This is a genomic window from Maritalea mobilis (assembly GCF_004363175.1).
In the GTDB taxonomy this organism is placed as follows: domain Bacteria; phylum Pseudomonadota; class Alphaproteobacteria; order Rhizobiales; family Devosiaceae; genus Maritalea; species Maritalea mobilis.
This window is the reverse complement of the sequence record NZ_SNYR01000001.1, coordinates 1027244-1039204: the sequence shown is the minus strand read 5'-3', so window position 1 is coordinate 1039204 and position 11961 is coordinate 1027244. Positions and strand designations below refer to the sequence as shown.

The 11961-nt window shown below is 52.3% G+C and carries 9 protein-coding genes; 2 read left to right on the top strand and 7 right to left on the bottom strand.

The window, feature by feature from the left end; genetic code table 11:
- Positions 1-80 precede the first annotated feature (80 nt).
- On the top strand, positions 81-1430 hold the full coding sequence (gene hemN, locus ATL17_RS04990) for an oxygen-independent coproporphyrinogen III oxidase (protein WP_133571655.1): 1350 nt from the start codon (positions 81-83) through the stop codon (positions 1428-1430).
- On the opposite strand, the gene ATL17_RS04985 is transcribed toward hemN, so the two are convergent.
- The 7 genes from ATL17_RS04985 to ATL17_RS04955 all read right to left on the bottom strand — a co-directional run bounded on the left by ATL17_RS04985 (position 1427) and on the right by ATL17_RS04955 (position 10088).
- Positions 1427-2647 (bottom strand): MFS transporter, encoded by a 1221-nt coding sequence (locus ATL17_RS04985; RefSeq protein WP_133571654.1) that lies wholly within the window; start codon positions 2645-2647, stop codon positions 1427-1429. The two genes, hemN and ATL17_RS04985, sit on opposite strands and share 4 nt — an antisense overlap.
- Before the next feature lie 202 nt (positions 2648-2849).
- Positions 2850-4784, bottom strand: a complete 1935-nt coding sequence (gene acs, locus ATL17_RS04980) for an acetate--CoA ligase (RefSeq protein WP_133571653.1) — start codon at positions 4782-4784, stop codon at positions 2850-2852.
- A 119-nt stretch (positions 4785-4903) separates the two neighbouring features.
- Entirely contained in the window at positions 4904-5671 is a 768-nt protein-coding gene (locus ATL17_RS04975) for an ABC transporter ATP-binding protein (RefSeq protein WP_133571652.1), read from the bottom strand.
- Complete coding sequence (locus tag ATL17_RS04970; RefSeq protein ID WP_133571651.1) at positions 5671-6441, bottom strand: ABC transporter ATP-binding protein; 771 nt, start codon at positions 6439-6441, stop codon at positions 5671-5673. Before ATL17_RS04970 ends, ATL17_RS04975 begins: the two co-directional genes overlap by 1 nt.
- A gap of 17 nt (positions 6442-6458) precedes the next feature.
- Positions 6459-7622: a branched-chain amino acid ABC transporter permease gene (locus ATL17_RS04965; protein WP_208111112.1), complete on the bottom strand. Its 1164-nt coding sequence runs from the start codon at positions 7620-7622 to the stop codon at positions 6459-6461.
- Positions 7623-7634: 12 nt separating this feature from the next.
- Positions 7635-8663, bottom strand: coding sequence for a branched-chain amino acid ABC transporter permease (locus ATL17_RS04960; protein WP_133571650.1), 1029 nt, complete (start codon positions 8661-8663; stop codon positions 7635-7637).
- Between the two features lie 75 nt (positions 8664-8738).
- Positions 8739-10088 carry a substrate-binding protein gene (locus ATL17_RS04955; RefSeq protein ID WP_133571649.1) on the bottom strand — a complete coding sequence of 450 codons (1350 nt, stop codon included), beginning with the start codon at positions 10086-10088 and terminating at the stop codon, positions 8739-8741.
- Positions 10089-10284: 196 nt separating this feature from the next.
- Here ATL17_RS04955 and ATL17_RS04950 point away from each other — a divergent pair, with 196 nt between their 5' ends.
- Entirely contained in the window at positions 10285-11910 is a 1626-nt protein-coding gene (locus tag ATL17_RS04950; protein ID WP_133571648.1) for a helix-turn-helix domain-containing protein, read from the top strand.
- Positions 11911-11961 lie beyond the last annotated feature (51 nt).

The window sequence follows — 11961 nt, the reverse complement described above, 5'->3', positions numbered from 1 at the left end:
TTTGTTGCACCCTTTTTGACCTCGATCAAGGCGGGAAATTTTCCTGTCGCTAGTTTAGCGCTACAGAATAGGGGACGAACATGGACCACTCACTTATTGAAAAATATGCGGCGCCTGTGCCGCGTTATACTTCATATCCTACTGCGCCGCACTTCACTGACGAGGTGAATAATGCGGTTTATGCGGAATGGCTTTCCAGCTTTCGGGCAGATGATAAGCTTTCGCTTTATATTCATATTCCTTTTTGTGATCGGTTGTGCTGGTTCTGCGGCTGTAACACCAAACAAACGTTGAAATATGCGCCGGTGCAGGCCTATTTGCAGCGTTTGTTTAAAGAGATTGAGATGGTGGCTGCAAAGTTGCCGCATCGGTTGAATGTTGTGTCTTTGCACCTTGGTGGCGGCTCGCCAACCCTGTTGCAATCAGATGATTTTGCGCGCCTGAAAGATGTACTGTGCACTCATTTTGATTTCGCGGATGACGCTGAAATTTCCATTGAAATTGACCCGAGTGATGTAACGCCAGATCAAATTAAAGGCATGGTTGATTTCGGTCTGACACGTGCCAGCATTGGCGTGCAGGACTTTTCTGACGTTGTGCAAAAAGCGATCAATCGTCCGCAAAGCTTTGAAGTGACGCGCGATGTGGTCAATGCGCTGCGGGCCCATGGCATTCAATCCATCAATCTCGATGTTTTGTATGGTTTGCCACACCAAACGACAGAACGGTTGATGGACACAGTGGCCAAAACAGCGTTTTTGCAGCCAGATCGGATTGCCCTGTTTGGCTATGCCCACGTCCCATGGATGAAGACCCATCAGAAAATGATCGATGAAGCTGCATTGCCGGGTACGGTTGAGCGGTTTGAACATGCGATGAAAGCCGCTGATGCACTTGTGGATGCCGGATATGATCGGGTTGGTTTTGACCATTTTGCCTTGCCGCATGATAAGATGGCAATTGCCGCCCGCGATGGCACTTTGCGTCGTAATTTCCAAGGATACACGGTCGATCCAGCTGATGCGATGATTGGCTTTGGCGGATCAGCCATCGGCCAAAACCGGAATGGCTATATTCAAAATGTGGTGCCCACGGGCCAATATCAGGCCATGATCGATAAGGGCGAATTGGCTGTCGGTAAAGGCTATGTGTTAAATGAAGACGACCGTATGCGCGGTCATGTGATTGAGCAGCTTATGTGTCAGTTCTCCTTTGATAAAGCTGAGCTGGTGGCGCGTTTTGGGGAGCCTGCGCGTCAGGTTTTGCGCGAAGCAAATATGATTGCGGCGCAAGATCGTGACGGTTTCATTGAAAATGATGAGCGCCATTTTGCTGTAATTGGCCAAGGCAAGCCGTTTGTGCGTGCCATTGCGGCCAAGTTTGACATCTATTTCGGTCAAGGCACCGCCCGCCATTCCAAAGCGGTTTAGGCGGCCTTTTCCTCTTTGGCCAACCACATGATCGGCAGCGCCAACATGCTGCCGATTGCCGCGCCCCAAAGCACTGGGGCAATGCCAAATATAATGGTCAATGGGCCAGCCAATAGCGCGCTGATGGTCACCGCAATCCCTGTGGTCAATTGGAATGTGGCATTGGCACGGGCCAATAGATTTTCGTCCATTACCCGCTGACGCAGGCTGAGTGCCTGAATGACAAAGATGGTCATGAAGATGTCGCCAGCAATTTGTTGCAGTGCCAAAAAGGCTGCGCCGAATTCAGGCATTGCCGCGGCCAGTGGAATGAAGAAGTTCGACAATTGCCCCAAGGCTAGGGTGATCAGCAATGTTGTGCGCAGTCCTAGCTTTTGGGCCATCGGCGCTGCGGCCATGGCACCAAGAAAACCACCAACACCCCCAAGGCTGATGATGACGCCCAGCGTGAAGGGATCTAGCCCAATGGTGCGCAGGCCCACAATCATATAGAGCGTGAGGTAAGTCCCGCCGAAAAAGGCAAGTAAGGTTTCCGCTGCCAGAATTGGGCCGACAACTGGGTGATTGGTGCAGGCTTTTAGCCCTGCAATGGCATCACTCAGCAAATTATCATTTTCATCGCGTGCTTGTTTTTCAGGTTCTTGCTTTTTGATGCGTGTGAGCATCAGGGCAGACCAAAGATAGGTGAACCCGTCGACCATCATGGCAACAGGGGCTGTGACTAGAGAAACCAGCAACCCGGCGATGCCCGGTCCCGCAGCCTCTGCCACCGCGTCAGTGGATTCCAGTTTAGAGTTTGCTTCCACCAATTGGTCTTTTTCAACCAAGCGCGGCAAATAGGCATTGTCTGCGATTTGAAACAGCGCGGTCGCGGCGCCCACCAAAGCTGCAACAATATAGAGTTGCATCATCGTGATTGATCCAAAGAAGGCAGCAAGGGGAATGCTGAAGATGAGGGCCGCACGGACCAAATCGGTGACGATCAAAAGCGGGCGCTTTTGGTTTCGATCAATAAATCCGCCAGCAAAAAATGCGACGATCAGGCCAGGGGCAAAGCTTAGGGCGGAAAGAATGGCAATTTCATTGGGATCAGCATCGATCAGCAAAATTGCGATAATGGGCAGAACCGTGCGTGTGATCCGCGAGCCAAAGGCTGACCCGATTTGCGCCGACCAGAGGCGCATAAAATCTGGATGTTTTAGAAGTGAGTTCGCCATATGCGTGCAATTTCCCCAAAAGTTGCGCAATCAAGAGCAGGCGAACGGCAGATAATCAATTCAAAACAGAGTGTTGCCCAACTTTGGTGCGCAGCCGTTGCTGAAAGGCGACAACATGCTTAGGGCAAAATTGAGGGGCGCTCCGATCATTCGGAAGCGCCCCGTATACGGCCCAAACAAAGTGGGGACAGTTGCTTTAGGCCTATCTGTTTTGGCGATTTTCAATCAGCTTATCGACCACAGACGGGTCAGCCAGTGTTGAAATGTCGCCGAGATTTGAGAAGTCGTCTTCTGCGATTTTGCGCAAAATGCGCCGCATGATTTTGCCAGACCGTGTTTTAGGCAGGTCTGGTGCGAATTGCAGCAGGTCTGGTGTGGCGATGGGGCCAATTTCCTTGCGCACCCATTGGCGCAAGTCTTTCGCCAGATCATCGCTTTGCTCCACGCCTGCCATCAACGTCACATAGACATAGATGCCTTGGCCTTTCACATCATGGGGGTAACCCACCACCGCGGCTTCTGACACCATATCGTGCGACACCAAGGCGCTTTCCACCTCCGCTGTGCCCATGCGGTGGCCGGAAACGTTCAACACGTCGTCCACGCGCCCGGTGATCCAATAATCGCCGTCCGCATCGCATTTGCAGCCGTCGGAGGTGAAATATTTCCCCTTATAGGTCGTGAAATAGGTGTCCACGAAGCGTTGATGGTCGCCATAAATGGTACGGGCTTGGGCGGGCCAGCTGTCGAGAATGCACAAATTGCCTTCGGCTTCGCCGTCCAGCACATTGCCATCATTATCCACCAGTTGGGGCTTGATGCCGAAAAATGGGGTGGTGGCCGCACCTGGCTTCATTTCCGTCGCGCCGGGGAACGGGGTGATCATGCAGCCGCCGGTTTCGGTTTGCCACCAAGTGTCAACAATTGGGCAGCGCCCTTCGCCCACCACATGGAAATACCATTCCCACGCTTCTGGGTTGATCGGTTCGCCTGCCGTGCCCAGAAGTTTGAGCGATTTGCGGCTGGTTTTGGTCACAAAATCATCGCCAGCTCCCATCAAAGCTCGGATGGCTGTGGGCGCTGTGTAGAATTGATTGACTTGATATTTGTCGATGATCTGCCAGAAGCGCGACGCGTCTGGGAAGTTTGGCACGCCTTCATACATCACCGATGTAGCGCCGTTTGATAGCGGTGCATAAAGGGTGAAGCTGTGTCCGGTGATCCAGCCCAAATCTGCACCGCACCAGAAAATATCGCCATCTTCATAGTTGAATACGGCGCGGTGAGCGAGGGAGATATAGGTGAGGTATCCCCCGCTCGTGTGCACCACGCCTTTGGGTTTTCCGGTGGAGCCGGATGTGTAAAGAATGAAAAGCGGGTCTTCTGCGCCCATAGGTTCCACGTCGCAGAATTCGTCAACGCCCGCTGCGGCTTCATGCCACCACACATCGCGACCGCCCTTCATGGTGATGTTGGCGCCGGTATGTTCCACTACCAACACTTTTTCCACGCCCAATGCGTGGGGCAGGGCATCGTCCACATTCTTTTTCAGCGGAATGGCGCGGCCACCGCGGCTACCTTCGTCGGCGGTGATGACAATGGTGCTGTCGCAGTCATTGATCCGCCCCGCAAGGGCTTCAGGTGAGAAGCCTGCAAATACCACCGAGTGCACCGCCCCAATGCGGGCACAGGCCAGCATGGCATAGGCGATCTCAGGGATCATCGGCAGGTAAAGTGTTACCCGATCGCCCTTTTTCACGCCTAGCTCTTTCAGCACATTGGCAAAGCGGCATACGCGCTCATGCAATTGATTGTAGGTGATCACTTGGGCAGGTTGATCCGGATGGTCTGGCTCCCAATAAAAGGCAACTTGATCGCCGCGCTGTTCTAAATGGCGATCAATGCAATTGTGCGCCACATTCAGCACGCCGTCTTCAAACCATTTGATCTCTACCGGATCAAAGCTGGTGTTTTTGATGCGGGTGGGCGGCTTGATCCAATCAAGCCGCTTTGCTTGTTCCGCCCAAAACCCATCAGGGTCATTGATGGATTGGGCATACATTTCGTCATATTTGTCTTTGGTGATCAGCGCGTTTTGCGCCCATGCTTCAAACACCGGATAGGTTTTGCCGGACATATTCTTCCCTCTCATTGCCAAGCTATGCTCAGCAATGCCCATTTCAAAAGTTACACATCTTCAAAATGGTGGCCGGACCCTATCGCTCCCGGTCGCCAATTTGCGCTTAGACTATCTGGTTAGATGGCCAGATATTCGTGACGCAATTGCTCGTTTTCCAACACTTCTTTGGCAGAGCCGCTAAACACAACTTCGCCCGTGTCGAAAATAACAGCCTTATCGGCAAGCTTGAGCGCAGCAACTGCGTTCTGCTCAACGATAATGGTGGTGATCCCGAGTTTTTTAATTTCCAACAGGATCTTTTCAATCTCTTGCACAATAACAGGGGCCAAGCCTTCATAAGGCTCGTCCAGTAGCAAGAGTTTGACATCCCGCACCAATGCGCGGCCAATGGCCAGCATTTGCTGTTCACCGCCAGAAAGGGTCACGCCTTCCTGGTTGCGGCGTTCAGCGAGGCGTGGGAAACGCTCATAAACTTGTTCGATGGTCCATCCATGGCCCGGTGCCACTTGGGCAAGGGTCAGGTTTTCTTCCACGGTTAGGCCTTGAATGATGCGTCGATCTTCCGGCACCAATTGCAAGCCTGCTTGCGCTGCCTCGTGGGCGCGCATTTTGTGCAGAGGTTGGCCATCCAGCCAAATTTCACCTTGGGTCAATTGTGGGTCGTCCACTCGAGCCAACGTGCGCAGGGTAGAGGTTTTACCCGCGCCGTTGCGGCCCAGCAAAGCCAGAATTTCACCATGGGGCAATTCAAGGCTCACGCCTTGCACGATATAGCTTTCACCGTAATAGGCGTGCACATCCTTTACCGACAGAAAAGGCTGTGCCTCTTTTTGTTTTGGTTGTGCATCGCTCATCATATTGCTTTCCGTTGTCATTGCATTCATTAGTGTGCTCCTCCCAAATATGCTTCTTGCACTTTTGGATTGTTGCGCACTTCCTCAGGCGTACCTTCGGCGATAATGCGCCCACCTGCAAGCACCGAGATTTTATCGGCCAGCGAGAACACCACATGCATGTCGTGCTCAATGATCACTTTGGTCATGCCGCGTTCTTTGATCTTTTTCAAAAGTTCAATGGTGGTGTTCGTGTCGTGGCGAGACATGCCAGCGGTTGGCTCATCCAGCAGTAAAAGCTTTGGATGCTGCATCAAGCACATGGCCAGTTCCATCCGGCGCTTGTCGCCGCGGGAAAGGGAGCCAGCATGCATGTCTTTTTGATGGATCAGGCCAATATCTTCCAGCATATGCTCCGCTTCTTCGCGGATTTGCTTTTCGTCTGCCAATGATGACAAGAAGTTCAGCTTGAACGCCCCATCACGCTTCGCGAAAGCAGGTGCCATCACATTTTGCAGCACGGAAAGTTCGGGGAAAATTTCCGGTGTTTGGAACACACGGGCCACGCCAACTTGGTTGATTTCGTGTGGCTGCTTTCCTGTCAGCACCTGGCCATCAAACACCACCGCGCCACGTGTGGGGGCCAAGCGGCCCACCACAACGTTTAGGAGAGTGGATTTGCCGGCGCCGTTGGGGCCGATAATGGCGTGGGTTTTGCCTTCTTCGATTTGAAGGTCAATGTCACTCAATGCGTGCAACCCGCCAAAGGTTTTGTGCACATCGGCAACGTGAAGAACGACATTTTCGTTAGCGGTCGTCATAATATGTGCTCCTTTAGCTATTCGGCTGGTTGTGTTTGCTTGTCGTCGGCATTGGCTTTTTTGCCATCACCTCCGCCGCCTGTGAACATAGCGGTGATCCGGCGATAGCCTTCCATGATGCCGCCGGGCAGGAAGGTCACAACAAGCACGAACACCAAGCCAAGGGTGAGGTGCCAGCCTTCGCCAACAAACATTGACGTGATTTCCACCACAACGCTTTCAACGCCATCAGGCAGGAAGCCGAACAGATTGTGCAAAACGTTCTCGTTGAAGCTTGAGAAGATGTTCTCGAAATATTTGATCAGCCAAGCGCCAACAATCGGGCCCAATAGGGTGCCTACACCGCCAAGGATGGTCATCAATACGATTTCACCTGAAGCGGTCCATTGCATGCGCTCTGCGCCTGCCAATGGGTCGGTTACAGCCATCAAACCACCAGCTAAGCCAGCATACATGCCAGAGATCACAAAGGCGGTGAGCGTATAGGGCCGTGTGTTGAAACCGGTATAGTTCATCCGGGTTTGGTTGGATTTGATGCCACGCAGCATCATGCCGAATGGTGATGCAAAGATGCGTTGGGTAATGAAGAACCCGATGATCAAGAAGATCGCGCAGAAGTAAAAGCCGGGGATGCCAGACATTTCCAAACCGAAGAAGTTGGAAACGGGCAGGCCAGCTTGTTCACCCACAAACATACTGTCGATGATACGTGGATCGCTGGATTCCAGTTGCAAGCCGGTCTCACCATTGGTGATTGGGGTCAGCACAGAATAAGCCAGATTGTACGACATCTGCGCGAAGGCGAGCGTCAGGATCGAGAAGTAGATGCCTGAACGGCGCAAGCTCACAAAGCCGATGATGAAGGCGAAGAGGCCAGACATGATTACAGCGAAAAACAGCGCCGGGATTGGGTTCATCGAAAACAGTTTAAATGTCCAAACCGCGGTATAAGAGCCAACGCCCAGAAATGCTGCGTGGCCAAAGCTGAGATAGCCTGTGAGGCCGAACAGAATGTTGAAGCCGATGGCCAGAATGCCGAAGATGGCAAAGCGCTGCATCAGGTCGGGATAGGCTGCACCGAACGGTTGCAGCCAGATGGGTAGCGCCAACACAACGATTGAAAAGATCACCAGTGTGGTCAAATCTTTGCGTGACATGGAAAAGATGCCTTGAAGGTTCATTGTTGTTCTCCCTTAGCTTTCCATCACGCCTTTGCGGCCCATAAGCCCGCGAGGACGCACCAGCAAAATGATCACGGCAACAAGATAGATGATGATTTGGTCGATGCCTGGAATAATGGCTTTCACTTCAGTCATTGAGGCGAAGCTTTGCAAAATACCGAGCAGGAAGCCTGCTGCAACCGCGCCGGGCAAAGAGCCCATGCCGCCCACAACAACCACGACGAAGGTGAGCACAAGGAAGTCCATGCCAAGGTGATAATCAGGCGGCAACAGCGGCGTATACATGACGCCTGCAACGCCAGCGACCACGGCGGCAAGGCCGAACATTGCGGTGAAGCGCTTGTCGATATCGATGCCGATCAGGCCAACGGTTTCCCGGTCTGCCATGCCAGCGCGCACAACCATGCCGAAGGTGGTGAATTGCAAGAAGGCAAATACTGCGCCGATCACGATTACGGAGAAGGCGAAGTAAACAAGGCGCCACCATGGATAAACGATCACATTCGGGTCCATGCCGAGCATGACGCCAATGTCAGCCGCGCCAGAGAAGTTTTCAGGCATTGGCTGCGGAATAGGGTTCGCGCCAAAGAAATGTTTGATGATTTCCTGCAAAACAATGGCCAGACCGAAGGTTACCAAAATCTGTTCTGCGTGGGGACGGCGATAAAAATGTTTGATCAAGCCGCGTTCCATGGCCACGCCAACGGCAAGCATAACGGGGATGGCCAAGAGAATGGCGAGCGGCACAGAATAATTGACCAAAACGGCGCCAAAATCGCCAAACCATGCTTCCACATAGGGGGTGCGAATTTCAGTGGGGGTGCCCCAGGCGGTCAAATTTTCTGTGTCCAGAACAACTTGCTCCAAGGTCAGCAATTTGCGCAGGGTGACTGCACAAAAAGCGCCGAGCATAAACAAAGCACCATGGGCAAAGTTGACCACGCCCAAAGTGCCGAAAACCAGTGTCAGGCCCAAGGCGATCAGCGCATAGGCGCCGCCCTTATCCAGCCCGTTTAACAATTGCAGCAATATCGCATCCATGTGGTTAACTCCCCCCACCGGCAAAATCTAAAGGCCGGGGCAGCGCTGCCGCCCCGACAAACCAAAAGTCCAAGATTACATGGAGACTTCGTATGGTCCCAACTCGCCACCGAAGATGGAGGCATCATATTCAACCTGTGAACGCGGCACTTGTTGCACCACATTGAGCAAGTCGAATTGAGATGTTGGGTTTTCGTTACCGCGCACAACCAACACGTCTTTGAAGCATTGGTGATCTTCTGCACGATATTCAGTTGGGCCATTGCCCATGCCATCAAATTTGTGGCCTTCAAGCGCACGGATCACATCTGGTGGATAGAATGTTCCAGCCCGCTCACATGCATCGGCGTAAAGAAGCGCTTGCACATAGCAAGTGTGCGCCGCCATTGATGGTGGGAAGCCGTATTTTGCACCAAATGATTTCACAAAGGCTTGTGAACCAGCATCTTGCAAAGACCAGTTCCAGTTGGTTGAACCCAAAATGCCTTTAATGTTGTCGCCCGCACCTTGCGCCATCAAGCGTGAGAAGAGCGGCACAACAATTTGGAAATCTTTGCCGTTCACTTGCTTATCGCGCAGGCCGAACTGAACAGCCTGGGTCAAAGAGTTCACCATGTCACGGCCATAGTGGTTCAGGATCAATACATCAGCGCCTGAGTTCAACACAGGGGTGATATATTGCGAGAAGTCACCAGCGCCCACTGGGGTTTTAACAGTGTTCACCGTTTCCCAACCCAATGCCTCAGTGGCGTTTTTCATGGATTCTTCTTGCGTCCAGCCCCAGTTATAGTCGGCTGTTAGGTGATATGCGCGGCGCTCTGTACCGTATTCGTCAGCCAGAACCGGACCCAAAGCAGCGCCAGACATGTAAGCGTTAAAGAAATGGCGGAAGCCATAGCGCCGCTTATCTTTACCTGTGGTGTCGTTTGAGTGGGTCAAGCCGGCCATAAAGATGGTGCCCATCTCTTGGCAAAGGCCTTGCACCGCAACCGCAACGCCAGATGATGAACCGCCAGTGATCATCAGTGCGCCATCTTTTTCAATCATCCGCTTGGCAGAAGCACGCGCAGCATCAGATTTGGTTTGGGTGTCACCGGTCACATAGGCAACTTTCTTGCCCAAAATGCCGTTCCCTTTAAGGTTAGATGGCTGCATTGTGTTCAGCATGCCGCCGTCGCCTTCGCCATTCAAATGTTCAACAGCGAGTTCGTAAGCGCGCAACTCGTCCGCACCTTCATCGGCATATGGGCCGGTTTGAGGCACGTTGAAGCCAAGCGTAACTGTGTCACCGCTTGGTTTGTTGCGATATTCCTGGCCATAGGCGCGGCTGGTGATGATTGTCGGGGCAATACCAGCTGTCACAAGACCAGCTGCTGCGCCCTTAAGAACTCGACGGCGTGAAGGGCCATCATTGCGTTCAGTCATTATTCTCCTCCTTTGAATTGATGCGCGCTTCCATAAAATGAACTCCCATGCGCTGCATCGTGCTAAATTAAGAGGTAGTTTTGAAAACTTTTCAATAGACGCTTGTAATATAAGGAAAATTTTGTAAAATCGTGTACATATTTTTACAAATGCTTGTAAATTATTTTACAAGCCGTGTGGTTTGAGGGCATGAAAAATGCGGGCGCCAATCGGTCTGAAAATCCGTAACCAGCGGAAATCCTTGGGATACTCGCAGAGTAATTTTGCGAAATTGGTGGGCATTTCGCCAAGCTATCTCAATCTGATTGAAGCCAATAAACGGGATGTTGGTGGCTCGCTTTTGCAGGCGATTGCACAAAAATTGAATGTGGCGCTGGATGAATTGACAGGAGAAAATGAGCAAAGATTGCTCAGTGCGCTCGAAGAAATCTTCTCCGATCCAGCATTAGAATCGCTCAAAATGGGGGCGGCTGAAGCTCGGGAGTTGGTGGCGACCAATCCGCGGGCAGCGCGTGCGCTTCACCAAACTTACCAGGCATATGCTGACGCAGTGGCGGAGGCAGAAGCCTATTCAAATCGGCTTAAATCTGATCCGCTTTTAGCGGACCTTTTGCATCAAATGTTGTCTCAGATTACGGCGGTGCGGTCTTCGGCAGAGATTTTGACAGATGTGCCGGATTTGGAAGCTGAGGAGCAGCAGCGCTTTCATTCCATGGTCTCACGGGAAAGTCGTGCCCTTTCTGATGTGGCGCAGACCTTGATTGATCAATTTGAGGGCGAAGCAGGTCGCAACCGTTCGCTCACGCCTGCGCGTGAGTTGGATGATTTGATCGTTGAGCAGAAGAATTATTTTCCCTCGCTTGAAGACAGGGCGGCGCAATTGCGCGAAGGGTTTGCACAGCGCGGCAGCGTGGTTGAGGCGGATTTGGTGGCACAGTTGCGCGATGAATTTGGCATTGAGATCAAGCGGGTTGCGCAGTTGGCGCGATCAGAAACAGGCTTTCCGATGCAATATCGGTTTGACGCGAAAGATAAGGTGCTTTGGTTTCAAGGCAGCGCCACCTTGGCCACTCGACAGTTTCAAATGGCGCGGCTCTATGGTGAGTTGAAAGCGCGGGAAGAACTCACCGCATTGGTCAAAGATGATCGGTTGAGCACGCCCGCGTCAAGGCGGTTGGCCATTCGGGCGCTTGGCTCTTATTTGGCAGGGGCGCTGATTTTTCCATATGAAGATTTTTTGCGTGAAGCTGAGCAAAGCTCTTATGACATTGATTATCTGAGCCAGCGATATGCGGCCAGCTATGAGCAGGTTGCTCATAGATTGGTCACGTTACGGCGGCCCGGGGAAGAAGGTATTCCGTTTGGTTTTCTTCGTGCCGATCCTTCTGGTCGCTTGTCGAAGCATTTTCCGCTGCCCGGTATGGCATGGCCAAATGCGGGGCATGGGTGTCCGCTTTGGACATTGTTTGACGCGTTTCGTCATCCAAATGAAGTTGTGCGGCAAACGGTAAGCTATCCCGATGGAGGGCGATATTTGATGTTGGCAAAATCATTCGCCAAGCGCGCAGATCGGTTTCAATCGCGCCCGCTTTATACATCGGTGATGTTGGTTTGCGATGTGCTTTATGCGGATCAAACGGTTTATGGCAAAGGCATGAGCCTTGATAATCCACAAGTGGATGTGCCGGTTGGTCCTACCTGCCGTATGTGTATTCGTCGCTCGTGCGAAAGCCGGCAGGAAGAGATGTTTACAGGGGCAGGTGGTGCCCACACAGTGCGGCTGCCCCTGACAGAAATAAATTTCGATATTGGCGAGACGTAATTTTCGCCCTATGTTTCGCGGGTAATCGAATTGGGAGGTTCGATTGCGAGG

What these genes read in the sequence shown, in the direction of transcription:
- hemN (WP_133571655.1), top strand. Translation starts at nt 81, where the DNA reads ATGGACCACTCACTTATTGAAAAATATGCGGCGCCTGTGCCGCGTTAT.
- ATL17_RS04975 (WP_133571652.1), bottom strand. Translation starts at nt 5,671, where the DNA reads ATGAATGCAATGACAACGGAAAGCAATATGATGAGCGATGCACAACCA.
- ATL17_RS04955 (WP_133571649.1), bottom strand. Translation starts at nt 10,088, where the DNA reads ATGACTGAACGCAATGATGGCCCTTCACGCCGTCGAGTTCTTAAGGGC.
- ATL17_RS04970 (WP_133571651.1), bottom strand. Translation starts at nt 6,441, where the DNA reads ATGACGACCGCTAACGAAAATGTCGTTCTTCACGTTGCCGATGTGCAC.
- ATL17_RS04985 (WP_133571654.1), bottom strand. Translation starts at nt 2,647, where the DNA reads ATGGCGAACTCACTTCTAAAACATCCAGATTTTATGCGCCTCTGGTCG.
- acs (WP_133571653.1), bottom strand. Translation starts at nt 4,784, where the DNA reads ATGTCCGGCAAAACCTATCCGGTGTTTGAAGCATGGGCGCAAAACGCG.
- ATL17_RS04965 (WP_208111112.1), bottom strand. Translation starts at nt 7,622, where the DNA reads ATGAACCTTCAAGGCATCTTTTCCATGTCACGCAAAGATTTGACCACA.
- ATL17_RS04960 (WP_133571650.1), bottom strand. Translation starts at nt 8,663, where the DNA reads ATGGATGCGATATTGCTGCAATTGTTAAACGGGCTGGATAAGGGCGGC.
- ATL17_RS04950 (WP_133571648.1), top strand. Translation starts at nt 10,285, where the DNA reads ATGCGGGCGCCAATCGGTCTGAAAATCCGTAACCAGCGGAAATCCTTG.